This window comes from Campylobacter concisus (assembly GCF_002913545.1).
Lineage (GTDB): Bacteria > Campylobacterota > Campylobacteria > Campylobacterales > Campylobacteraceae > Campylobacter_A > Campylobacter_A concisus_AV.
Genome location: NZ_PPBR01000061.1, coordinates 53,391 through 77,230, shown reverse-complemented (window position 1 = coordinate 77,230; position 23,840 = coordinate 53,391). Strand labels below are relative to the sequence as shown.

Here is a 23,840-nt window from a genome sequence, read left to right as displayed (position 1 = left end):
AAAGACAAATGTGCCTAGATAAATTTAACTTAAATTTGTCAATTTTACATAAAATAGTATGTAAAATTTTATGCAAATAAAGCTAAATTTACTCGTTTTTGCTCTCTATTATCTTTTTTATAAGCTCTATATCGCCGTTCATTGCTAGGCTCATGAAGCAAATGCCGCTTGCGCCAGCTTTTATGGCCTCTTTGTAGTTTTGGTTGTTTAGTCCGCCAAGTGCGTAAATTTCTTTGTCTAAGCTTTTTAGTTCGCTTATAAAATTTAGCCCTTTTGGCTCTAAACCAGCCTTGCAAGAGGTAACAAATATATGAGAAGCAACGAGCACGTCAGCGATAGTGGCTGAAATTTTAGCCTGCTCTAAGTCGTGAGCTGGGGCGTAAATTTTGGCTATTTTTCTAAATTCTTCTAAAAAAACGCCGTGATTTTTAAAAAATTCAAGCTGCGCCGAAGTGAGCCAAAAGTCGCTCTTTAGCTTGTAAGCTACGTCAAAAAATTGATTAATGATAAATTTCTTTCGGTAGTTTTCGCAAATTTGAGCCACAACCCTAGCAAGATCATAAAATTGAGCCTCGCTTAGCCTTTTTGCACGAAGCAAAATTTCATCCACGCCAGCCTTGCAAAGTAGCTGAATCCTCTTTAAAAAGTCATTGCCCTCATAGCTTTCAAAATCAGCCACGCAGAGAATTTTAAACATAGACATACTCGCTCATCAAGGGCTCTAGGCCGTTTGCTTTTATCATTGCTTTTATCTCATCCACGCTTCTGCTATCACTTATCTCAAACTGCTCGTCGCCCTTTTTCTCTTCGCCGTGAGCACCGATGCTCACTTTTACGCCAGCGCTTATCTTATTTGCAGCTATCTTTACGGCGTTATCGCGAAATTTCGCCTTTTCTCTGGTTGAGATCGTTATGCTAGCTGTTGGCATGAAAATTCTATAAGCACAGATCACTTGCAAAAGCTCGCGCTCGCCCACGTCGCGTGGATTGATGCGGTCGTTGTTTATGATAGGGCGAAGTCTTGGGCATGAAAATGCGATCTCGGCGTGCGGATACTTTTTTTGAACTAAGCTTGCGTGCAGTGCCGTAGCAAAGGCATCAAGTCTAAAGTCATCTATGCCAAGAAGTGCGGCAAAGCCAACTCCTCTCATGCCTCCAAGAAGCGCTCGCTCTTGCGCATTTAAGCGGTATGGGAATATCCTTTTATTGCCGCCAAGGTGGATTTTCTCGTATTTTGTGGGATTGTAGGTCTCTTGAAAGACGGTCACGTAGTCTGCGCCACTTTTGTGAAGCATGGCGTAGCCATCAGAGTTTAGCGGATAAATTTCAACCCCAACGACTTTAAAAAATTTCTTTGCCAAAGTGCAGGCGTTTGCGATGTAAGCGACACTTGAGTTTGTCTCGCTCTCGCCAGTTAGAATTAAAATTTCTTCTAAGCCGCTCTTTGAAATTTCTCTTAGCTCCCTTGTGATCTCCTCGTCGCTTAGCTTTGCCCTTTTTATTTTATTGTTGGCGTTAAAACCGCAATAAACGCAGAGATTATCGCAGTAGTTTGCTATGTAAAGTGGGGTAAAAAGCGTGATGTTTGAGCCAAAATTTGCCCTTGTTTTTGCTTGAGCGAGTTTGGCTATTGGCTCTAAAAATGGCGCTGCAGCAGGTGAGAGTAGGGCTTTTAAATTTTCAAGCGAGCAGTGCTTTGCATTAAGAGCTGCTTTTACGTCAGCCTCGGTGTAAATTTCTGGCTTGTAGCTAGCTCGCTCTTTTAAAATCTCATCCATAATGTCGCTGCCAACATCCTGCATGTGAGGTAGCAGCTGCATGTGGTCGGTTCTTGTAAATTTCATCAGTCTAAAAATCCAGTGAGCGGAGATGAGGCATTTGCGCTTTTGCTCTTTGCGCCAAGCCCTGCTAGATGGGCGTTGCGACCAGCGATGATGGCCTCTTTGAAGGCTCTTGCCATGAGCGGGATATTTTTAGATGAGGCGATGGCTGTGTTTGCCATGATCGCAGCCGCTCCCATCTCCATCGCTTCGCACGCTTGTGATGGCCTGCCAATGCCAGCATCAACGATGATCTGCGTATCAAGCTCGTTTATCAAAATTTCAATAATATCTTTAAAAACTAGCCCTTGGTTTGAGCCAATGGGCGCAGCTAGAGGCATTATGCAGCTTGCTCCTGCGCTTAGCATCGCTCTTGCGGCATTTAGATCAGGGAACATGTAAGGCATCGGCACAAAGCCGTCATTTGCCAAGACTTCGCAAGCTTTTATGGTTTCAGCGTTGTCTGGAAAGAGAAATTTAGAGTCAGTTATGATCTCTATCTTAACAAGCTCGCCGCACCCAAGCTCACGTGCAAGCTGGGCGATACGAACGGCCTCTTTGGCATTTCTAGCGCCACTTGTGTTTGGCAAAAGCGTCACACCTTTTGGGATAAAGTCAAGTATGTTTCGCTCTTTGCTCTCGTTTATGCGCCTAAGAGCAAGGGTTAGGATCTGCGCGCCAGCCTCGTTTATGGCTGAGTCGATGAGCTCGTGTGAGTACTTGCCAGAGCCAAGGATAAAGCGGCTTTGAAACTCCTTACCGCCAAGGATCAAACTATCACTTTGCACTTACGCCTCCAAGCCCATAAGTAGTCTAATGGCTAAATTTGCCTCGTGATTTGCGCAGATCGCAACGCGTGGCGCCATGAGCCCTTGACCGATCTTCGCCTCGTTTGTGAGGTCGCCGCAAAGATAGACATTTTTGGCAAATTTTATGGTTTTTATGAGATTTGAGCTAAAGTATCCTGCCATGCCAGAGGCGCCGATGATCTTTTTATCTTTTAGGCTAGCACCTGCCTCATTTAGTATCATCGCTTTGCCAGCGACGTTATCAAAGGCTTCGCATAAAATTTCACACTCGCCAAAGACGCTAGCCACGTTTTTTTCATCTAAAAATATATCGTGAGTTTCAACCTCGACAAAGGGATTGACGTCATTTATCAGCTCTTTAAGCGCCTGTGTCTTTTTTAAGCCGATGTGGCGGACGAAATACTGCTGGCGGTTTAGATTGCTTGGCTCAACGACATCAAAATCGGCAAGTACTAGCTTTTTTACGCCAACTCTAGCAAGGCTTAGCGCGATATTTGAGCCAAGGCCGCCAAGTCCAGCCACGCCGATCACCGCTTTGCTTAGGGCTAAATTTAGCTCAGGGCTGTTTCGTGAGGCGATCATAGCGCGTAAAACTTCACGCTCAGGCATCACGCCACGCCTTATAAATACGACGTTTGAGCCATCTTTTAGCTCGCTATCTTCTTTTATAGCAAAGCCATCAACGATAAAAATGTCTGGCTTTGTCGCATTAAATTTCTCTAAAAATTTATAAATTTCACTCTCTTTATCGCCAAGTGCAAGCTCTTTTAGCTCGCTAAGGCTTTTTACTGGCACTTTAAATTTTGCGCCATTTAATACAATCTCTATCATTTTCTCCTCATCCACCGCCAACTAAAGTGACGATCTCATAAGCTTTACCCTCGCTCATGAAGCTCTCACGCCAAAGCTTTTTTGGCAAAATTTCTCCGTCTCTCTCAAGGGCTATAAATTTAAGCTCATAGCCATTTTGAGCTAAAAAATCATAAACGCTCATATCGTTTTCAAGCTCAAAAATTTTGCCATTTACTCTAAATTTGATCATTAAATTTTGTAGCTTTTTACAAAATTTGCGATCCTCTCGATCGCTTTTTTTATGCTCTCGATGTCTGTCGCAAAAGAAATTCTAAAGTATCCATCCATACCAAAGCCCACGCCTGGCACAGTCGCTACGTTCGCCTCTTCAAGCATCTTTTTGCAAAATCTAAGTGAGTCGCTATCTACGTCTTTACATTTTACAAATAGATAAAACGCGCCATCAGGTTTAACTACGCTTAGCCCAGGGATAGCATTTATCATCTCAACTGCCACGTCGCGTCTTCTTTCATACTCTTTTCTCATGTTTTCGATGTCTTCATCAGTTTCGCCAAGAAGCGATGGGATAGCGCCTATTTGCACGATCGAGCTAATATTGCTTGTGCTTTGGCTTTGAAGCTTTTTGATGCCAGCAATTAGCCAGTCCATCGAGCTTGCGATATAGCCAAATCTCCAGCCAGGCATCGCGCCACACTTGCTTAGTCCGTTTATCGTGACCGTTCTTTTGAAAAGATCTTCGCTTACCGAGGCAACTGCGTGAAATTTCTTGCCGTAGATCACTTTTTCATAAATTTCATCGCTTGTGATGATGATGTCAGTGCCCTTTAAAACCTCGCCAAATGCCGCGATCTCATCTTTTGTATATACAGCTCCAGTTGGATTTGTCGGGTGATTTAGCGAAAAGACTTTTGTTTTTAGTGTGATTGCTTTTTTTAGCTGCTCGGCTGTGACTTTGAAATTTGTGCTCTCGTCCGCCTCGATAAAGACAGGCACGCCGCCACAAAATTTAACGATCTCAGGGTAGCTCACCCAGTATGGAGAGGGGATGATGACCTCATCACCTGGGTTGATAAGTGCTTGAAATACATTAAAAAGTGAGTGCTTTGCGCCGATGTTTGTGACGATTTGATTTGCTTTATAGTCAAGTCCGTTATCTCTTTTTAGCTTTGCTCTAATGGCGTCTATAACCTCAGGCAAACCTGGTACTGGCGTATATTTGCCGCTTTTGCTATCGTTATCAAGTGCGTTTTTTACAGCATCTCTTATCTTTTTTGGAGTCATAAAGTCAGGCTCACCAGCTGAAAGCGAGATCACGTCGATGCCAGCAGCCTTCATCTCTTTGGCCTTTGTGCTGATCGCGATTGTGATTGATTCGCTCAATGTTTGCATTCTGTTTGCTAGTTGCATTTTCGTCCTTTTTAGTTGATTGTCTTTAAGTAGCTATTGTCATTTAAAAATAGATAAAGTTCGCCCAAAATTTGCTTCTTTTGTGTTTCATTTATCAGAGTTGATTTCTCTAGGCGCTCATTTAGAGTGTCTTGTATCTCGTAGATATCGTAGTCCATGTCCTCCATGATATCAAGGATCGACTGGCTCTCTAGTAAATTTGTAATCTTGTAGCCATCACTCGTTATCTCCACGGTAGCTTCTGTTGGATGAGTGAAGAGGTTGTGCTTCATGCCGATCACCTCTTGATATGCGCCAACCAGGAAGAATCCCAAGAAATAATCCTCCTTCTCAACATCCACATCGTGCAAAAGCAGTGGGTTTTTCTCGTCGTCATAGCTGATCTCGCCGTCGCTATCGCAAGTGATATCCCAGATCGAAGCTGGCAGGGTAGGGCGCTCATCGAGCCTGTCAAGTGGCATGATAGGGAAATTTTGTTTTAGTCCCCAAAAGTCTGGCAAGCTTTGAAAGATCGAGAAATTTAGCAGGTATCTCTCTTGAACCTCTTTTTGAATTTTAGTTAGATCGCTTGAGTTGCTCTTATTACCAAGCATCACGACAGCCTTTTTGCTAATGAGCCTTAAAAGCACCTCTGCGTTTGACCTATCTTGCAGATCGACATAGCCTAGATCAAAGAGCGTGAGGATGCTTTCTGTGTGGTGGATGGCGTCGTGCAGGTATTCTAGGGCGTTTGAAGGTTTGATTGATTTATAAAGATCAACTAGCTCGGTTATTAAATTTGGATTGTTTTTCTTTAAATTTAGCTTCTCTTCGGTGTATTCTTGAGAAAATAGCTCAAGCACAGGAGCGACCAAAAGCGCGTGAGAAGCGGCGATGTAGCGACCCGACTCTATAAATATATCTGGCTCGATCTCCTTTTTTTGCTCGCTTATGGTTTTAAGCATATAAACAACGTCGTTTGCATATTCGTTTAGCGTATAGTTTCTGCTGCTCTCCTCTTTAAACTGCGAGTATTCAATCGCTAGGCCACCGCCTAAATTTATCGCCTTTAAATTTGTTGCGCCCATTTTTCTAAGCTCAGCATAGATGTTGCCAGCCTCGATGAGTGCTTTTTTGAGCGGGTGGATCTCACTTATTTGAGAGCCGATGTGAAAGTGTATCATCGTGAAGTTTTCAAGTAAATTTGCCTTTTTTAGCATCTTTACAGCTTCTATTAGCTCGGTTGATGTTAGGCCAAATTTAGAGTGTATGCCTCCACTTTTTGCCCAGAGTCCTGAGCCTGTCGAGTGCAGTCTTACCCTAAGTCCGATCTTTGGCTTTGGTTTAAAGCGCTCTTTTGCGATGGCGATTATCGCTTCAAGCTCGTTTAAGCCCTCGATCGTTAGCGTGATATTATGCCCCATTTCAGCGGCTATAAAGCCTATATTGATCATCTCTTTATCTTTAAAGCCATTTACTGTTATAGGCGCTTTGTCGTTGTTATAAGCCATAGTTAGAAGTAGCTCAGCCTTGCTACCAGCCTCAAGGCCGTAGTTGTAGGGCTTGCCAAGGCGAACTAGGTTTTTTACAAAGCCTGGATATTGATTTACTTTAAGCGGGAAAACGGCGTTAAAGCTGCCTTTGTAGGCAAACTCTTTCTTTGCCTTTGCAAAGCTTGCGTGGATCTGCTCGATCTGCTTTTGGATAAGGTGCGGAAAACGAAGTAGTAGCGGCCCTCTGTAGCCATCGTCTCTTATCTCTTTTACGATGTCGATGATCGCTGGCTTGCTAGCTTCGTTTATGCAGACTTTGCCATCTTCTATCACAAAATTTGAATTGCCCCAAATGCTAAGTCCAAAATCATTCATCCCAGCTCCTTTTCAAGCTCATCTAAATTTATCGTTTTTTCATCTTTGGTCTCTAAATTTTTATACCAAATTTTATTCTCTTTCATCTCATTTTCGCCCACGCAAAGGAAAATTTTTGCATTTTTATTGTCGGCATTTTGCAGATGTTTTTGAAGTTTTTTAGCTTCATAAGAAATTTCAACCTGATATTTTTTGCGAAGTTTTGAGCCAAGATTATAGATAAAATCAACATTTGCCGCATCAAGCGCGCAAAGATAAACTCCGTCTCGCTCATCCCCAGCTTCACCTAAAATTTCCATTATCCTCTCAACGCCCATCGCAAAGCCAACGCCATAACTTGCTCTACCGCCAAGATATTCAACGAGCCTATCATATCTGCCTCCACCTGCGACTGCGCTTTGTGAGCCGATCTCGTTGCTGATAAACTCAAACGCTGTCTTGCAGTAGTAGTCCAGCCCACGAACGAGCTTAGTATCTATCTCAAATTTAACGTCATTTGCCGTTAAAATTTCTTGCAGTTTTGCAAAATCAGCCTGCGCCTCGCAGCTTAGGCTATCAGTGATAACTGGAGCATTTTTATAAATTTCTTGGCAGCTCTCAATCTTACAGTCAAGCACGCGGATAGGGTTTAAAAGCTTACGTCTTTTGCAGTCCTCGCAAATTTTATTGTCGTTTTCATCTAAAAATTTAACAAGCTTTTCTTTGTAAGACTTCATCGAGCTCTCGTCGCCAAGCGAGTTGATCTTTAGGGTTGTTTTTATATTTAGTCTGTTAAAAATTTCGCTCACCATCAAGATAATGCTCGCGTCCTCATAGACGCTGCCTTCGCCAAAGCACTCACAGCCAAACTGGTGAAACTCTCTCAAGCGGCCTTTTTGTGGGCGCTCGTAGCGAAACATCGAGCCATGATAAAAGCAGCGTTTTGTCACGTTTGCCCTGTCAAGTTTTGCCTCGATAAAGGCTCTAACCACGCCAGCTGTGCCCTCAGGACGCAAACAAACGTCGTTGCCGCCTTTGTCTTCAAACTGATACATCTCTTTGCCCACGATGTCACTGCTCTCGCCGACACTTCTTTTAAAAAGCGCCGTCTCCTCGAGGTGTGGGGTCAAAATTTGCTCATATCCGTAGTTTTTTGCGACTTCCTCGCAGGTTTTGATTATCTGTGCGTAAAGTTTTGCGCGAGCTGGAAGCATATCTTTCATGCCACGAAGTGCCGTTATCATCGCATTATCCTTTTTATTTTTTTGTGATTTTACTTAAAATTTATAAAATTTTCTATCTCTTTTGAAATTAGCTCTATGCTTTTAGATGCGTCTATAAAAAGCGTTTCAAAGCCATTTTTGATAAGAATTTGCTTCATCAGGCTTTGCACTTTAAAAAGATACTCTAGCCCACGAGCCTCGATCTTATCGCTTGTGCCTCTTGCTTTTAAGCGCGTGCTTATAAGCTCATGACTTGCTTCAAAAAAGACTATCTTGTCTGCAAATTTATCATTTAGTGCAAATTTATTAAGCTCTAAAAGCACGTTTTCATCTAAGCTTTCATCATTTGCCAAAGCGTAGGCGATACCCGAGATAAAGCCTCTGTCGCTTAAAATGAGCCTGCCTAAATTTGGAGCGACCAGCTTTTCAAAATGCTCAGCCCTGTCAGCTAAAAAGAGTAAAATTTCAGCCCTTTTGCCTATTTTGATGCTTGAGCTTAGTAAAATTTCACGTAAATTTTCACCAAGCTTTGTGCCACCTGGCTCTTTTGTGACGATGGCATCACTAAATTTAGAAGCTAAAATTTCTATCTGCGTGCTCTTGCCAACGCCGTCAATGCCTTCAAACAAAACATACATTTTACGCCTTTAAATTTTTAAGAATTTTTGCTGGCACTAGGTTGCTCACGTCGCCGTCGTGGCGCAAGACTGAGCGGACGATCGAGCTTGAGATGAAGGCGTTGTTTAAGCTTGGCATAAGATAAACCGTCTCAAATTCGTCCCAAAGTGCGGCGTTTGCATAGCCTATTTGTAACTCATACTCGAAGTCACTAACCGCGCGAAGCCCTCTGATGACGGTGTTTATGCCGTGAAACTTAGCAAAATCAACCAGCAAGTTATCAAAGCCAAGAACACTTACGTTTTTTAGCTCGCAAACTGCCTCTTTTGCCATCTCTATGCGCTTTTCATGTGCAAACATCGGCTGTTTGCTGTCACTTTTAGCAACTGCAACGATTACCTTGTCAAAAATTTTCGTAGCTCTTATGATGACGTCTAAATGGCCGTTTGTGATGGGGTCAAATGTCCCTGGATAGATGCAAGATTTTTTCAAATTTGCCACCTTTTGTAAAGATTATTTTCGATTTTTAAGGCATCAAGCCACTTGCCAATGATAAAATTTTCCATATCATGAAGGCTCTTTATGTCTGCGTAGTAGCCTAAAACTGGCGGAGAGATGGTAGCTCCAAGAGATGAGAGTAGCTGCATCTGAGAGAGTGCGATCGCAGAAAATGGCATCTCTCTAACGCCCAAAACTAAGGTTTGCCTCTCTTTTAGCGCGACACTTGCAGCTCTTGTGATGAGTGTGTCGCTTATGCCGTTTGCAACCTTTGCCAGCGTGTTGGTAGAGCAGGGCGCTATTATCATTGCTTCAACGCCAAACGAGCCAGAAGCAGGACCTGCGCTAAGGTCTTGATCATCATAAATTTTCACACCAAGCTCATCTAAATTTAGCTTCAAATTTTCTTCAGCTTCTAAGACCTTCATAGCATTTTTACTAACTATAACATGCGCTTCGCAACTATCTTTAGCGGCATTTACTAGCTTTAGAAAAAGCCCAGCCCCGCTTGCTCCAGTGGCTGCAAAAACTACCTTTTTCATCTGATAACCGCCTCATCTTTGCCTGAAACCGTGGCCTGTAAAATTTTATTTTCTCTTGTTCTTATCTTTATCATATCGCCTAAATTTCCATCCTCAAGCGCCTTTACTTCGGCGATTATCTTGACACCACCTTCGCTTAAAACTGCATTTAGCATTTGACCTTTTTTGACTAAGCTTATGGCGTTAAACTGACGTTTGGTTAAAATTTCTCCGCTTCTTATCTGCACTTTTGTGACAAGAGTTGAGGCGCTAAGTCCAAAGAGTGCGTCACGCGGCCATTTGCTAAACTCGATCATCGTTGGTTGGTAGTCAAGCAAGCTTAAAATGTGGTTTGTATTCATTGAATTCATAGCGATAAAAACTGGCATTTTGGCGTTAAAACTAAATTTAAAGTAAAGGCTCTTTAAGCTTAGATCAACGTCCTCAAATGAGGCTCTAAAAACGCCTTTTTGGCTATTTTGATCATTTAGAAAGATATTTTTAAAGACTAGATCCTTGAAATTTGCAGGGAGTTTGTTTTGCGGACTGATGCTAAGATCGCTCACGCTGATGCCTGGGTACTCGTTGCTGATCTCTCTTAGAAACTGCATCTGAATTTCATCCATGATAGAGCAGTTTTTCACAAAAGCAACGTTACCGCCGCTTTTGTCATTATATGTTTTAAAATTTGCTGTTAGAATTTCATAGAGTTTTTTACTATCTATCTTGGCAGCTCTTTTGCCCTCTAGGTTTAAAATTTCATTGTCTTCGCCTTCAAAGCCAAAAGTGCTAAGAGAAATTTGATCATTTACGACGCAATACATCGGATAGATGCTGACTTCATTTGCAAAAAGTTTTGTGGAAAATAAAAAAATGAGTATAAAAAAGATGGAGCGGGAAACGAGATTCGAACTCGCGACCCCAACCTTGGCAAGGTTGTGCTCTACCCCTGAGCTATTCCCGCAATCAAAATGAAGTCCGCATTTTATCAGATTGTTTTTCATTTGTCAAGGATTATGGAAGTTTTATAAGTGAAATTTCACTATTTTGTAAAATTTCACCTTGATCAGGGCTAGTTATCAACACAAAATCACTCTTTAATATATGATTTATCATGCCTGAGCCATATTTTCCGCCGTCAGTTGCTATAAATTTGCCATCAGCTACATTTCCAAAAACCGCATTTGCTCTGCCTGATTTTACCTTTAAATTTTCGCTATTTATAGCTTTTTGCGTCACAAAGCACTCGCTTTTTAGAAGTGGCAAAACAAGCATCATCGTGCAAAGATAAGCAGCCATAGGGTTGCCAGGCAAGATAAAAACAAGCCTGCCATCTTTTTCATAAGCCTTGCAAGGTCTGCCAGGTCTTATGTCAAGGTGCGAGAAAATTTCGTTGTATCCAAGCTCACTTAGGGCTATCTTCATAAAGTCAGCCTCTCCAGCGCTCGCTCCACCAGAGCAGATAACGATGTCGTAGTTTGCAGCGTTTAAAAATGCCTGTTTTACGGCATTTAACTCATCTTTTATAATGCCAAGATATGAGCTTTTTTGACCGATTGAGCTTAAAAGTGCGGTGATGCCAAGTGCGTTTGCATTGTAAATTTCATCCTCGCTAGCTCTTTGCCAAGGCTCGATGATCTCATTTCCGCTTGAGTAAATTCCAACACTAGACTGCTTTTTCACATCTATAAAGCTTATGCCCTGAGCTGCTAGCATCATCACGCTTCTTGTGTTTAAAATTTCGCCACTTTTTAGCAAAATCTCACCAACTTTTGTCTCTTCGCCTTTAAAGCGGTAAGCATCACCCTTTTTAAGCTTAGCTGGCGCTTTTACAAACTCTCCTTCAACCACGCAATCTTCAAGCCTCATGACCGTGTCAGCGCCCTTTGGCATCTTTGCACCAGTCATTATCTTCACGCACTCGTTTTTGCCGATAGCTAGCTGCTCTTTATCGCCTGCAAAGGCACTTGCGATGATCTTATAAGGCTCATCTTTTTCATCAAATTTAACAGCAAATCCATCAAGTGCTGAGTTGTCAAAGCAGGGCAGGTCTTTGACCGCTATCACGTCATTTACCAAGGTTTTGCCAAGAGCCTCGCTGATGGGTAAAATTTCGCTCTCATTTTTTGGTTTAAATTTAGCTTTTAAAGCTTCAAGTGCGTCATTTACTAGCATTTTTACTCCTCAAGCCTAACTATTTTTGCCCCAAGGCTTTTAAATTTCTCCTCCAGCCTCTCATAACCTCTATCAAGGTGGTAAATTCTATGCACCAAGCTCTCGCCATTTGCGATGAGAGCGGCTAGTATCAGCGCTGAGCTTGCTCTAAGGTCAGTCGCCATGACATCAGCTGCATTTAAATTTGCAGGAGCATAAACGCTTGCGATGTGACCATTTAATCGGATATCAGCGCCCATTCTAGCTAGCTCACTAACGTGCATAAAGCGGTTTTCAAAAAGTCTCTCATCTATCGTGCTAACGCCATTTGCCGCAAGACAAAGCGCCATAAACTGAGCCTGCATATCGGTTGGAAAGCCTGGATACTCAGTCGTTCTTATCTCGATCGGTTTTATCTCATTTGTCGGTAAAATCGTGATCTTATCGCCGTCTATTTCGATGCCAAAGCCCATCTCTTCAAATTTATTTAAAATGGCTGTCATGTGCGCAGCATTTGCTCTTGTGACTGAAATTTTGCTATTTGTGATAGCTCCAGCGCAAAGGTATGTGCCAGCTTCGATCCTATCAGGGATGACTTCGATATCGCAAATTTCAAGTAGTTTTTGACCACTACCAGTGATCTTTAGCTCGCTCGTGCCGATGCCTTCGATCTTAACACCACTTCTTGCTAAAATTTCACAAATTTGCACCACTTCAGGCTCAAGCGCGACATTGAAAAGCTCTGTCGTGCCATGCGCTAGCGCTGCTGCCATGATGATGTTTTCGCTGCCAGTTACAGTGATCTTATCAAAAACGATCTTTGCGCCTTTTAGTCCATTTGGCGCGGTTGCGACGACGTAGCCTTGCTTTATCTCGATATTTGCGCCCATTTTCTCAAGTGCGCTTAGGTGTAGATCAATAGGTCTTTGTCCGATCGCACAGCCTCCAGGAAGGCTCACTTCGCAGTGTCCAAAGCGCGCTAAAAGCGGACCAAGCGTCAAGATAGAAGCGCGCATCTTTCTAACGATATCGTAGTTTGCCGTGGTCGAATTTACACTGCTAGTATCGATACTTAGTGAGTTTTCATCTTTAAATTCGCACTTTGCTCCAAGATTAACAAGCAACTGGCAAAGCGTCTTTATGTCAGCGACATTTGGGATATTTGTTAAATTTATCTTATTTTTAGCAAGTAGGGTTAGGGCGATGATAGGTAGGGCGGCATTTTTGGCTCCGCTGATCTTTACTTCGCCGCTTAATTTGGCATTGCCTTCTATTTTTAGATAGTGCATCATTATTTTTTGCCTTAAGAAAATATATTTTTTGCCGATTATATTGTTTTTAAACTTAGAGTAAAGAAAACATGGCGCTATTTTCGCTTTATTTACATTTAAGAGTTAAAATTACGAAAATTAATTATTTTGGATAAAAATATGTTAAGTTTAATAAATAAAAGAATATTTTTTGCACTATGCGTTGCACTTTTTACAGGTTGTTCTTTTACCTCAAATGAGCCTAAAATCCCACAAAATGACTATAATCAAACCGCCTCTACAAACGAAGACTTTAGCAGACAAACTTCAAGTGAGCTTTTAGACGAAGATGACGGCAGGGCTGATAAAGAATTTGGTTCATTTTTTAAAAAATACTTAAATACTAGAGCAGGGGGCGACTGCTCAGGCTTCGTCTCTATCGTAAATGCAAAATATAAAAACATGTATTTTGATGAAAAAACCATCAATAACTACTACAGCAAGGGTGGCAGAAAGTCAAAAGCCATCTACAACTTCTATGAAAGCCAAAATTTGATCACTCATAAAAATCCAAAAAAAGGCGATCTTATCTTCTTTTCAAACACCCTTGGCAAAGGCATACAAAAAAATAAAGACAAGAAAAACGTCACTCACGTCGGCATCGTGACAGCCATACTTCCAGATGAGACGGTCAAATTTATCCACAACTCTGGCGGCAAGATCATTCACAGCTATATGAATTTAAAACAAAAAAACACGCATCTAAAGGGCGACAAAGAGATAAATAGCTACGTTGTAAGGTGCTCAAACGCCAGCTGCCTAGCGGCAAACAGATTTGCTGGATATGGTAAAGCTAAGTAGCCCAGCTACATTTGCGCTTATCCTTTTAAATTTAGCTGCATTTTTTAGTCTCACCTTTTTGCATTCGCGTGAGTTATGGCTCGCGCTTGGCTTAAACATCTATTTTTTAGAAAAACTCTATATATTTGAGCCACTCACATCTATCTTTATGCACGCAGGCGCAGGTCACTTGCTTATGAATATGCTCTTTTTATATCAAGTTGGTACGATGAGCGAACTATATCTTGGCACGAAAAAATTTATCATTTTTTATATCGTTGGCGGCGTTTTGACGCAAATTTTAAGCTTTATTTATATATATTTTGCATTTGAAAATGAGAAATTTATAAATTTAGTCGGTGCAAGCGGCGCTTTGTGTATGCTCTTTGGCATGCTGGCGACCTCGTTACTTTACTCAGACAAAAAGACGTGGTTTGGCTACTTTGCCATTGTTGTCGCTATGAGTTTTTTGCCGCTACTTATGGGCATAAATGTCGCATGGTATGCGCACTTTATAGGCTGGACTGTCGGCTGTTTGTACGCTAAATTTTACTTAAAGAGAGCAGATGAGATTTTTTGATGAGATCTGGGACATTTTAAATGAAGGCGACGTGGAGCTTAAATTTTTAAAATTTGAGCTATTTTACGAGAAATTTAGATCAAATTTGGATATTTGTTTTGATGAAATTTCTGCGCCAAATGAGCTAACTACCCCATGTTACGCTAAATTTTGCGACGTTGTTAGTATGAAAGAGCTAAACAAAAAGGTAAAGCCAAAAGATAAAAACCTAAATTTCATCCACTCAGTCGCTCACATCGAATTTAGCGCCATTGATATCGCGCTTGATGCTTGTTATAGATTTAGAGGGCTGCCAAGGGAGTTTTACGAGGACTGGCTGGAGGTGGCTGAGGATGAGATCAGGCACTTTTGTATGATAGAAAATTTGCTTTTAAAGCAGGGCGGCAGATACGGCGAGCTAAGCGTGCATGATGGCCTTTTTATCGCACTTCAAAAGACTTCAGATAGGCTTACTAGCCGCATGGCGCTACTACCAAGATATATGGAGGCAAACGGCCTTGACGCAAACGCTCACATCATAAAAAGGCTAGAGGGTGAGGGCGGTAACGAGGAGCTCATTGAGTGTCTAAAAGTCATCTTAAAAGAGGAGGTCTCTCACGTTTATAAGGGCGATAAATGGTTTAAATTTGCCTGCAAAAAAGAGGGCGTCGATGAAAAAAGCTACTTTGATATCATATTAAATTTATATCCAAATTCATTTAAAAGCATTAGAGAGATCAACGAAAAAGACCGCTTAAAGGCAGGTTTTAGCGAGGAAGAGCTTAGCTGGATAAAGAATTTCTCAAAGGAGAGATCATGAGCAAAATTTACTTCATAAGGCACGCAAAAGCAGTTGATGAGAACAAAGACGGCGCAAAAGACGCCTCAAGAGAGCTTAGCCCAAAAGGCAAAGAGGATGCTAAATTTATGGCTAGCAGGCTAAAAATGTATGATGTGATGCCAGGAGCTATCTTTTCAAGCAGTGCCAAAAGATGCGAGCAAACAGCAAAAATCATCGCTAAAACTTTAAAATTTAAAGAAAAATCCATAGAGATAAAAGACGAGCTTTATGACATAAGTTTTGAAGATCTGTTGGAATTTGTAAGAAATTTAGACAAAAATTTAGATGAAATTTTCATCATCACGCACAATCCAAGCATAACTGAAATTTGCGAATATCTAAGCGACTCATCAATCGATAATATCCCAACTTCAGGCATTTTTTGCATTGAGTTTGAGTCTGAATTTAAAGAGCTATCTGAATTTAAAGAGCTAAAAGAGGGCAGTGCAAAAGCTTTATTTTTTGACCACCCTAAGAAACATCAAAGATAATTCTTAAAAAAAGTATAAAAATTGTTTTTGTTTTGTATTGCTTTTTATGTCTAAAAACTACACACTAAGATATCCGCACACTTTTTTGATAATAAATTTTTAATTAATGCATTTTGGTTTTAAAATAGCTTTTAGGTGTATTTGTATAACGAATTTAATAAATTTAAGCGCACAACAACATCCATTCAACATACACTCGTAAAAGCAAATTTTGGTTTTGTAATTGTTTTTAATAGCAAAATTAGCTCTTTCTAGTTTTTTGATTTACCTCGCTAAAAAACTTTTAAATCAAAGTCCAAATCGCCAAGTATAAAAATAGATTTAAAATCAACCATAATTGCAATACCAAAATATGACAAAAGGTAAAATGCAAGGTATTTTATATATTTTGTATTGAAAACTGTAATTTTCAAATTGATATTTTAAAATCTTTATTCTGCTCTTTTAAATGTTTTAAATGGCTAGATTTGGCTAGTTTTTGCATTTTATCTTTTGTGTGATTTAAATTTATCCATTAAATTTGGCGTAAAAATATTTGTAAGAAAATTAGTTAAATTTTACACTTTTCAAAAATTGTGAAATTTATATTTATCTTATAGATAACTTAAAATTTGATCTACCCTATTTTGAAAATGTAAGCGAGAGCTATCTTTGGAGTTTGTGGTTCTTGCTTTTAAACGCAGAGCACCGACCTTGCAAAAGCGGCGATAAATGTAAATAAAGCGCTCGCTCAAGCTGGCGCGTTTTTGGATATAAATTTAATCCCAAGTTTTTTGTCTTTCTAAAAGCTGGCAAAACAATCTTATGCATGTAAATTTTAAGAGCAGTATAAAATAGAATAAATGCGTGATATCTGTTATTAAGTGCCAAATAGTGATCTTGTGCGTTAAATTTTGAAGCAATGGGTTAAATTTGCTATCAAAAGCAACTATAAAACCAAAATTTACGTAAAATTTTAAAGTTGAGCGATCTTGCGTGATAAATTTAAGAGCTAGTAGTTAAATTTACTATAAAAACACGCCTGAAAGCTATTTTTTAAAGCTAAAAGCCTAATTAAATTTTATCGTCAAAAAGTGTGCGGATATCCAGTGTGTAGTTTTTAGGCATAAAGATCGGCGAGTCTAAAATTTCAAGCAAGCCATCATCAAATGAGAGAAATTCCACTACTCTTTTTGGCTTTCCAGCGGTTTTTATGCTCATATCAGCTAGGCGAAGTATTTTTACAATCTGCATTTTATCTGTCGTCCATTCAGAAAAAGCTAAAAATTTAGAGTCCTCTGAAAACAAAAAACAAGCCGTTGCTCTCTCGCTAAGTAAAATTTGATCGGCGCTGCCATATTTAGCTAAATTTTGATCCAAATTTGATAGTCTTTTTGTGTGGTTTGAAGGCTCATTTTTTAAATTTAGACAGTGCTTGCTATTTATAAAAAGCCTTAGCTCGCCAAGGGTTGGAGCGCCCATAGCGACCTCACAGCCTTCAAATTTGGCGCTAAATTTGCCATCACTGCTACACGCATTTGCCTCGTAGTCCCAAGCTGAGCTCATAAATTTACCTATTAAATTTGCCTGCCATGGCTTTGTAGATATTTAGCTCGTCTTGTAAAAGCGTGTATTTTGCTTTTAGTAGCCCTATTTTAGCCTCTAGCTCGCTATTTTTAGCCTCTAAAAACTGCTTTAGCTCAACCTTGCCGTAGGAGTATTTTAGCTCGTAAATTTTTGAAATTTCCTCGTAGTTTTTTATCTGCTCTTGGTAGTTTGCAAGTAGTGCTTCGTCGGATAAATAGCCTTTGTAAAAAGCGTCTATCTCGTTTAACGCGCTATTTAGAGTGCTTATGTAGTTTAGTTTTGCAAGCTCGAAATTTGCCTCGCTAACTTTTAAATTTGACTTTAGCTTGTGGTAGTTTAAAAATGGTAAATTCAAAGCGATGTTGCCATTTAGAAATTTAAGGCTAAAGGCTTCCTCTTTTTTGTCGGTGCTGCTTTTGAGGCTGGCTCCTAGCGTGATACTTGGATAAAACTCTTTTTGGCTCGCTTTGTAGTTTAAGATGCCCTCCTCTATGCGGTAAATGGCCGCTTTTAGATCAGGGCGGTTTGCTATGGCGCTTGTTGGCACTTCAAGATCAACGCCCACTCTTTTAACGGGACTTAGCATGAGGCCTTCAAATTTAAGCTCAAATTCTGGCCTCTCATTTAGTAAAATTCTAAGAGTTTTTTTAGCTGTCACAAGCTCTTTTTTGGCGCTTTCTATCTTATTTTGAGTGCTTAAAAGCTGTGAGTTTATCTGTTTTAGGCTTAACGCTTCCTCTTTGCCAAGCTTAAATTTAAGCCCAACTATCTCATTTAGCTTGTTATAAATTTCTAAAATTTGCTCATAAGTTTTAATGCTCTCATTTAGATATAAAATTTGAAAATAGGCGTCTGTTACGGAGTTTATCACGCTTAGTTTGCTAGCTTCCAGATCAAATTTAGTTGCTTTTGTCTCAAACATCGCTGCGTCTTTGCTATTTGCTAGCTTTTGCCAAAGATCAAGCTCGTAGCTAAGCCCTATATTTGAGCTAAAATTTCTACTAGAAGCACCACCCTCTTTTATATTTTTACTACTTCCAGCCTCGAAACCAGCGTTAAAGTTTGGAATAAGATTTGCCTCCAAAATACCAGCTTGAGCGAGTGCTTTATTTACATTTATTGCTGCTTTTGTAAGGTCGGTATTGTTTTTAAGCGCAAGTTCTACAAGCTCATCAAGGTAGCTTTGATGATACTCTTTCCACCAAGAAGTATTTAAATTTAGCTCCCTGCTAGCGTTATCTTCAAGTAAAATTTGCTTGTAATTTTCATCTATATTTTTAACAGCGCAGCCGCTTAAAACGAGCACTAAAGCTAGGCTAAGAAATTTCATATTACTCCCTTGAAAGCGCATCTATTGGGTTTAGTTTTGAGGCATTTTTGGCAGGCATGTAGCCAAAGATGATGCCAATAGCCATCGACGTAACAAGTGCAAGTACGATCGAGCCATTTGAAAAGATCATGCTAAAGCCATCTAAAAAGTTATTAAATATGTAGCCGATCGCGTAAGAAAAGGCTATGCCGATAGCTCCGCCAATTAAACAAAGTAGCACCGCCTCTATCAAAAACTGCTGCAAAATGTTACTCTGTCTGGCTCCGATCGCCATTTTTATGCCTATCTCTTTGGTGCGCTCGGTGACTGAGACTAGCATGATGTTCATGACGCCTATGCCTCCAACTACGAGCGAGACGACGGCGATGCTTGAGATGAGAAGGCGCATGGTCGAGATGGTCTCTTCGATCGTTTGCTTGATGCTGTCTGAGTTTCTTGTAAAAAAGTCCTTTTTGCCGTGCTTGATCTCTAAAAGCTCGGTTAGTGTTTTTTCGGCGATTTGCGCATTGACGCCCTCATTTACTTTGGCGGTGACCGAGCTTATAAATTTATTCCCTGTAACCTTGTTTAGCACGGTCGTGTATGGAGCGTAAATTTTAAGTGTGCTTGAATCGCCCATCTTAAAATCATCCTTTTGCAAAACGCCGATAATGCGAAGTGGCTTTTTGTTAAAAAGTATGATCTTGCCGATAGGATCATCATTTTTAAAGATTCTATTTTTAGTGTTTTGATCGATTAGTGCGACTGAAGCGGAGTTTAAAACCTCGTCATCATCGTAAATTCTGCCCTCTTCTAGCTTTAGCCCATTTACATCAAAGCTCCCTACTCCACCGCCTTTTAAGCTCGCACTTAACGAGATATTTTCATAAGTTAGCACGCCTGAAGTGCTTGTATTTGGCGTGACAGAGTCTAGAAAGGACTGCTTGGCAAGCATGTTTGCATCGCTTATGGAGAGCGTTTTGACCTTGCCTGAGAGCATATCGCCAAAGCCTTTACCTGGCATGATGTCGATCGTGTTTGTGCCGATCTTTCTGATACCAGCTAAAATTTGCTCCTGCGAGCCTTTTCCAAGGGCAACGACGCTAATAACCGCGGTGATGCCGATAATAATGCCAAGCATCGTTAAAAGCGATCTTAGTTTGTGCGCTAGCATCGCATTTACCGACATTTTAAAGCTCTCAATTAGCTGGTCTTTATAGTAGGTAAATTTGCTCTTTTCTGGCTGAGTTTGCTTTGTGGCTTCATAAATTTTGCTATTTTTGACATTGTCACTTACGATGTTGCCATCTTTTATCTCGATCACCCTACTCGCATACTCTGCGATCTTTGGGTCGTGCGTGACGATGATGATGGTGTGGCCTTTTTTGTAAAGATCAACTAAAATTTCCATCACCCTAAGCCCACTTTTGCTATCAAGCGCGCCAGTTGGCTCGTCTGCTAAAATGATCTCGCCGCCATTCATCAGCGCCCTTGCTATGGAGACCCTTTGCTGTTGTCCGCCTGAAAGTTTATTTGGTAAATTTTTCGCTTTTTCGCTAAGTCCAAGTGAGCCAAGAAGCTCATTAGCTCTTTTCTCTCGCTCGCTCTTGTTGGCACCTGCGTAGATGCTTGGTAGCGCTACGTTTTCAAGGGCGTTCATCGTGCTAAGCAGGTTATATCTTTGAAAGATAAAGCCAAATTTATCTCGCCTAAGTTTAGCAAGCGAGTCGCTATCAAATTTTGATATATCTTTGCCATCTAGCAGATACTGCCCACCACTTGGGCTATCTAAGCAGCCAAGGATGTTCATCAGGGTTGATTTGCCAGAGCCAGACTGACCGATGATGGCTATAAACTCGCCCTTTTTTATCTCTAAATTTATGCCATGCAAGATCTCTATCTCATTGTCACCTAGCTTAAAGCTTTTAGTGATGTTTTTTAGGCTTATCACTTAAAACTTCTTATGTTCTTTTGCGATCATCTTAGCGATCTCGCTTGATGAGCCTTGAGATGTGATGATCTCATCGCCCTCGTTTATACCGCTGATGATCTGCGTATCGAGATTGTCTTTTATGCCAGTTTTGACCGCTGTTTTTACTGGCTTGCCATCTTTTAGCACATAGACAAAAGTGCCGTTTTCATCTTTTTTGATGCCGATGCTTGGCACGATGATGGCGTCCTCAACATTTGCTATTAAAAGCTCATTTTGCGTGGTCATGCCTATCCTTAAAATTCCATCTTTGTTATCAACGATGCTTTGCGCGTAGTAATAGACCGCCGAGCTGCTGCTAGAGCTACTTGAGTATGAAGACTTACTGCTACTACTTGAGCCGTAGCTGCCATCACTTAGTGTGGTGAGCCCTGGGTCGATCGAGCTAACAGTCGTTTGAAATTTCTTTGTTGGCTCAGAGAGGATCGAGTATTCAACTGGCGTGCCGACTTTTATCTTGGTGATGTCGCCTTCTGCTATTTGCATCTTCATCTTTACATGACTAAGATCAGCGATATTTACGATAGTTGGCGTAGTTTGGTTGGCATTTACAGTCTGACCCTCCTCAACTTGCACGCTTACTACGGTGCCGTCCCTTGGTGCGGTGATCTTTGTATAGCCTAAATTTATCTTAGCAGTGCTTAGCTCGATATTTGTCTGCTTGATCTGCGCTTCAAGCTCCTTTATCTTGGCGCTGTTTGCGCTAAAAGTGTTTTTTGCGCTTTCAAATTCTTGCTTTGAAGTGGCGTTTTTGGCAAAAAGTGCATTTTCTCTATCAAACTGCGTTTTAGCGATATTTAGAGCTACTTTTGCGCTTTCAAGCTGGGCTTTGTAGATGGCAAGCTGTGCTTCTTTATTGTCTATGCTATTTTGCTGGGTCGAGCTATCGATACTTGCGATCATATCGCCTTTTTTTACCTGATCTCCAAGCTTAACATAGAGCTTTTTTATCTGGCCGCTCACCTGAGCTCCCACGTCGATTAGCTCGGTGGCGAAAATTTCTCCAGTCGCATCGACCTTTTTGCTAAATGAGCCCTTCTTTGCCTTTTTGGTGATAAACTCCACCTTTTCGTCTTTTACCTTAAAAAAATTATCGTAGATAAAATATCCACCGACGCCTAAAATAAGCAGGATTATTAAAATTTTAGTTTTTTTCATCGCTTCTCTTTGTAAAAAATTGGTAAATTCTACTTCACAAGAGTAAATACTCTTTAAGCTTCCTCTTTTGCCATGCCAGCCTCTATCAAAAACCTGCTTGGCTGATAGGTCACCTTCTTTATCTTGTCGTATTTTGCGTAGCTTAGATAAAGCTCGTCTTTTGCCCTTGTGACCGCGACGTAAAAGAGCCGTCTCTCCTCTTCTAGGCTGCCGCCCATGCTCATTAGCTTTAAATTTGGAAAGCGGTTTTGCGCGAGATCTACTATGAAAACTTGGTCAAACTCAAGCCCCTTGCTCGCATGCACGCTAAGCAAGCTAACGCCCTGCCCTTCGCTCATCTCGTTGCTTCCAAGGGCTAAGAAGTTGTAAAATTTACTGATATCTTGATACTTTTTAGCTAGCTCGCTTAGCACCACACTCTTTGCCATTATGCGCTCTTTGACCTCTTCTTTTAGCGCGAGATCGACGTTGCCATTTTTTAAAGTTGCCCTTTTTGTGCTGATGTTTTCGACGATTAACGAGTAAATTTTGCTAGTTTTTATCTCATTTATCATCGTGGCTGGCTTTGAGATATTTCTCATGCCTCTTAAAAAGTTGTAAATTTCATATAAAAACTGCGCCCCACTCTCGCTTAGCTTTTGTAGTTTTAGCACAGGGTGGCCTAGAAATTTATCGCTAAAGCCAAGCTTAGAAAACCTTGAAACCTCGGCAAATTCGTCAAGGTCGTCAAAAAGGCCTAGCTGGTAGTTTCGCCTTTTGTTTGATGAGATATTTACGCTCTCGTCTGGCTCAACTATCCCTTTTATCAAATTTCCATGCCCAAGCTTAAGAAGTGCATCAAAAATTTCCTTGCTAACTGCGCTGCCAACGCCCTTTGCGTATTCGCAGATGTGGATAAATGCCATTATATCTTTTGGATTGACATAAATTCCCATGATATCGATGAGTGCCTTGATCTCACGGCTCTCAAAAAAGCTCACCCCGCCCTTTCGCTTTGAGCCGATGCCTCGCTCTTTTAGCGCGACTTCGATGCCATCAGCTGAGGAGTTATTTCTAAAAATTATGGCGATATTTTCTCTATTAAATGGCGAGAGCGAGATGATATCGGCGATATTTTGATACTGATCAAAAAGCTCGTTATAGACGAGCAGCCTTGGAGGCTTGAAATTTCCCTCGCGGCTAACTGTGAGGTGCTTTTCATAAAGCCTTGGATTGTTGTTTATGACCTTATTTGCAAGGGCAAGTATGCTCGAGCTTGAGCGGTAATTTACATTTAAAGCGTAGATATTTGCGTTTGGGAAGCGATCTTTAAATGAGCCAATGATCTCGATATTTGCGCCGTTAAATGCGTAGATGCTCTGGTCAAAATCGCCCACGCAAAAGAGGCTCTTTGTCTTAAATGCGTCTATGAGACTGCCTTGAAGAGTGTTTGTATCTTGATACTCATCGATCAAAATTTCATCATAAGCTAAATTTGCTCCTTTTTTTAGCTCATCGCGCATTTTGATAAGAAGGTCGTTAAAATCAGCGTAAGAAAATTTAGCCTTTTCAGCCTCAAACTCCTCTAAAACATCTTCATAAATTTCAGCATAAACGCCCTGCTCTTCACTCTTATCACTTATCCATTTGCCAAAAGTTGTGCCTTGTTCGCTGTTTTGAAATAGTGAGTAAAGGTCGTATAGATATGCCCCGCCGTAAGGCTTGACGTCGCTTAAATGGTAAAATTTACGCCTCTCAACAAGACTTTTTAAAAGCGTCTTTAGCTCGCTTGGCTGCTTTAGCGTGACGCCTTTATCAAGGCTTTTTAAAAGCGAAAATGAGACCGAGTGAAAGGTGCCTGCGGTGATTTTGGAGGTGATTTGTTTGTCAAAATACCTATTTAAGCGCTCTATCATCTCGCTGGCTGCTTTGTTGGTGAAAGTTAGAAGCAAAATTTTCTCTGGCTTTACGCCTAAATTTAAAAGATGTGCGATGCGAGCGACAATCGTGCTAGTCTTGCCAGTGCCAGCTGAAGCGATGATGAGATTGTGTCCAAATGGCGCAGTTGCGGCGGTATATTGTTCTTTGTTTAACCTAGATAAGGGCATTGTTTCCTCTTTTTTAAAAAGGGCTAATTATAGCTACTTAAACTTTAACAGCTATAATCA

General features: G+C 40.8%; 23 protein-coding genes and 1 tRNA gene. 4 read left to right on the top strand and 20 right to left on the bottom strand.

The genetic code is table 11. The annotated features are described in order from the left end of the window. Window positions 1–88: 88 nt before the first annotated feature. The 15 genes from CYP05_RS04085 to murA form a co-directional block, all read right to left on the bottom strand. Window positions 89–697: a thiamine phosphate synthase gene (locus CYP05_RS04085; RefSeq protein ID WP_103642072.1), complete on the bottom strand. Its 609-nt coding sequence runs from the start codon at window positions 695–697 to the stop codon at window positions 89–91. Next, window positions 690–1,844: a 2-iminoacetate synthase ThiH gene (thiH, locus tag CYP05_RS04080; protein ID WP_103642071.1), complete on the bottom strand. Its 1,155-nt coding sequence runs from the start codon at window positions 1,842–1,844 to the stop codon at window positions 690–692. Before thiH ends, CYP05_RS04085 begins: the two co-directional genes overlap by 8 nt. Continuing rightward, the gene (locus CYP05_RS04075) at window positions 1,844–2,608 is read right to left on the bottom strand and encodes a thiazole synthase (protein ID WP_103642070.1); all 765 of its coding nucleotides are present in this window, start codon (window positions 2,606–2,608) and stop codon (window positions 1,844–1,846) included. Before CYP05_RS04075 ends, thiH begins: the two co-directional genes overlap by 1 nt. Then, the gene (gene thiF, locus CYP05_RS04070; protein WP_021084616.1) at window positions 2,609–3,460 is read right to left on the bottom strand and encodes a sulfur carrier protein ThiS adenylyltransferase ThiF; all 852 of its coding nucleotides are present in this window, start codon (window positions 3,458–3,460) and stop codon (window positions 2,609–2,611) included. It abuts the gene before it with no gap. 7 nt (window positions 3,461–3,467) lie between these two features. After that, window positions 3,468–3,671, bottom strand: a complete 204-nt coding sequence (gene thiS / locus CYP05_RS04065) for a sulfur carrier protein ThiS (RefSeq protein ID WP_103642069.1) — start codon at window positions 3,669–3,671, stop codon at window positions 3,468–3,470. Continuing rightward, on the bottom strand, window positions 3,671–4,849 hold the full coding sequence (locus CYP05_RS04060) for a pyridoxal phosphate-dependent aminotransferase (RefSeq protein ID WP_103642068.1): 1,179 nt from the start codon (window positions 4,847–4,849) through the stop codon (window positions 3,671–3,673). Before CYP05_RS04060 ends, thiS begins: the two co-directional genes overlap by 1 nt. An 11-nt stretch (window positions 4,850–4,860) precedes the next feature. Then, window positions 4,861–6,696, bottom strand: a complete 1,836-nt coding sequence (gene speA / locus CYP05_RS04055; protein ID WP_103558040.1) for a biosynthetic arginine decarboxylase — start codon at window positions 6,694–6,696, stop codon at window positions 4,861–4,863. Then, window positions 6,693–7,919 carry a histidine--tRNA ligase gene (gene hisS / locus CYP05_RS04050; protein ID WP_103642067.1) on the bottom strand — a complete coding sequence of 409 codons (1,227 nt, stop codon included), beginning with the start codon at window positions 7,917–7,919 and terminating at the stop codon, window positions 6,693–6,695. The genes speA and hisS overlap by 4 nt, the downstream gene beginning before the upstream one ends. Before the next feature lie 29 nt (window positions 7,920–7,948). Beyond that, window positions 7,949–8,536 (bottom strand): dTMP kinase, encoded by a 588-nt coding sequence (gene tmk / locus CYP05_RS04045; RefSeq protein WP_103642066.1) that lies wholly within the window; start codon window positions 8,534–8,536, stop codon window positions 7,949–7,951. A gap of 1 nt (window position 8,537) precedes the next feature. After that, the gene (coaD, locus tag CYP05_RS04040; RefSeq protein WP_103642065.1) at window positions 8,538–9,008 is read right to left on the bottom strand and encodes a pantetheine-phosphate adenylyltransferase; all 471 of its coding nucleotides are present in this window, start codon (window positions 9,006–9,008) and stop codon (window positions 8,538–8,540) included. After that, a complete protein-coding gene (locus CYP05_RS04035; RefSeq protein WP_103642064.1) occupies window positions 9,005–9,556 on the bottom strand; it encodes a UbiX family flavin prenyltransferase in 552 nt (183 codons plus the stop codon). The genes coaD and CYP05_RS04035 overlap by 4 nt, the downstream gene beginning before the upstream one ends. Continuing rightward, window positions 9,553–10,359: a flagellar basal body P-ring formation chaperone FlgA gene (gene flgA / locus CYP05_RS04030; protein ID WP_103642063.1), complete on the bottom strand. Its 807-nt coding sequence runs from the start codon at window positions 10,357–10,359 to the stop codon at window positions 9,553–9,555. The genes CYP05_RS04035 and flgA overlap by 4 nt, the downstream gene beginning before the upstream one ends. A 65-nt stretch (window positions 10,360–10,424) precedes the next feature. Further along, window positions 10,425–10,499: transfer RNA gene (locus tag CYP05_RS04025), tRNA-Gly, on the bottom strand. 50 nt (window positions 10,500–10,549) lie between these two features. Then, window positions 10,550–11,710 (bottom strand): molybdopterin molybdotransferase MoeA, encoded by a 1,161-nt coding sequence (locus CYP05_RS04020; protein ID WP_103642062.1) that lies wholly within the window; start codon window positions 11,708–11,710, stop codon window positions 10,550–10,552. A 2-nt stretch (window positions 11,711–11,712) separates the two neighbouring features. Further along, window positions 11,713–12,981 carry a UDP-N-acetylglucosamine 1-carboxyvinyltransferase gene (gene murA, locus CYP05_RS04015; protein WP_103642061.1) on the bottom strand — a complete coding sequence of 423 codons (1,269 nt, stop codon included), beginning with the start codon at window positions 12,979–12,981 and terminating at the stop codon, window positions 11,713–11,715. 138 nt (window positions 12,982–13,119) lie between these two features. On the opposite strand from murA, the gene CYP05_RS04010 reads away from it, so the two are divergent. The 4 genes from CYP05_RS04010 to CYP05_RS03995 are packed head-to-tail and all read left to right on the top strand — an operon-like array spanning window position 13,120 to window position 15,670. After that, on the top strand, window positions 13,120–13,800 hold the full coding sequence (locus CYP05_RS04010) for an NlpC/P60 family protein (RefSeq protein WP_103581087.1): 681 nt from the start codon (window positions 13,120–13,122) through the stop codon (window positions 13,798–13,800). Beyond that, a complete protein-coding gene (locus tag CYP05_RS04005; protein ID WP_103642060.1) occupies window positions 13,784–14,359 on the top strand; it encodes a rhomboid family intramembrane serine protease in 576 nt (191 codons plus the stop codon). Before CYP05_RS04010 ends, CYP05_RS04005 begins: the two co-directional genes overlap by 17 nt. Then, window positions 14,346–15,158: a ferritin-like domain-containing protein gene (locus tag CYP05_RS04000; RefSeq protein WP_103642059.1), complete on the top strand. Its 813-nt coding sequence runs from the start codon at window positions 14,346–14,348 to the stop codon at window positions 15,156–15,158. The genes CYP05_RS04005 and CYP05_RS04000 overlap by 14 nt, the downstream gene beginning before the upstream one ends. Next, window positions 15,155–15,670 carry a SixA phosphatase family protein gene (locus tag CYP05_RS03995; protein WP_103642058.1) on the top strand — a complete coding sequence of 172 codons (516 nt, stop codon included), beginning with the start codon at window positions 15,155–15,157 and terminating at the stop codon, window positions 15,668–15,670. The genes CYP05_RS04000 and CYP05_RS03995 overlap by 4 nt, the downstream gene beginning before the upstream one ends. Window positions 15,671–16,723: 1,053 nt before the next feature. On the opposite strand, the gene CYP05_RS03990 is transcribed toward CYP05_RS03995, so the two are convergent. Genes CYP05_RS03990 through CYP05_RS03970 form a run of 5 tightly spaced genes read right to left on the bottom strand, consistent with a single transcriptional unit; the run spans window position 16,724 to window position 23,780 of the window. Further along, window positions 16,724–17,215 carry a flagellar protein gene (locus tag CYP05_RS03990; protein ID WP_103642057.1) on the bottom strand — a complete coding sequence of 164 codons (492 nt, stop codon included), beginning with the start codon at window positions 17,213–17,215 and terminating at the stop codon, window positions 16,724–16,726. A 4-nt stretch (window positions 17,216–17,219) separates the two neighbouring features. Beyond that, on the bottom strand, window positions 17,220–18,566 hold the full coding sequence (locus CYP05_RS03985) for a TolC family protein (protein ID WP_103642056.1): 1,347 nt from the start codon (window positions 18,564–18,566) through the stop codon (window positions 17,220–17,222). Between the two features lies 1 nt (window position 18,567). Next, window positions 18,568–20,496, bottom strand: coding sequence for a MacB family efflux pump subunit (locus CYP05_RS03980; RefSeq protein ID WP_103642055.1), 1,929 nt, complete (start codon window positions 20,494–20,496; stop codon window positions 18,568–18,570). Beyond that, window positions 20,497–21,693 carry an efflux RND transporter periplasmic adaptor subunit gene (locus CYP05_RS03975; RefSeq protein ID WP_103642054.1) on the bottom strand — a complete coding sequence of 399 codons (1,197 nt, stop codon included), beginning with the start codon at window positions 21,691–21,693 and terminating at the stop codon, window positions 20,497–20,499. A 53-nt stretch (window positions 21,694–21,746) separates the two neighbouring features. Continuing rightward, window positions 21,747–23,780, bottom strand: a complete 2,034-nt coding sequence (locus CYP05_RS03970) for an ATP-dependent helicase (RefSeq protein ID WP_103605671.1) — start codon at window positions 23,778–23,780, stop codon at window positions 21,747–21,749. Between the last annotated feature and the right edge of the window lie 60 nt (window positions 23,781–23,840).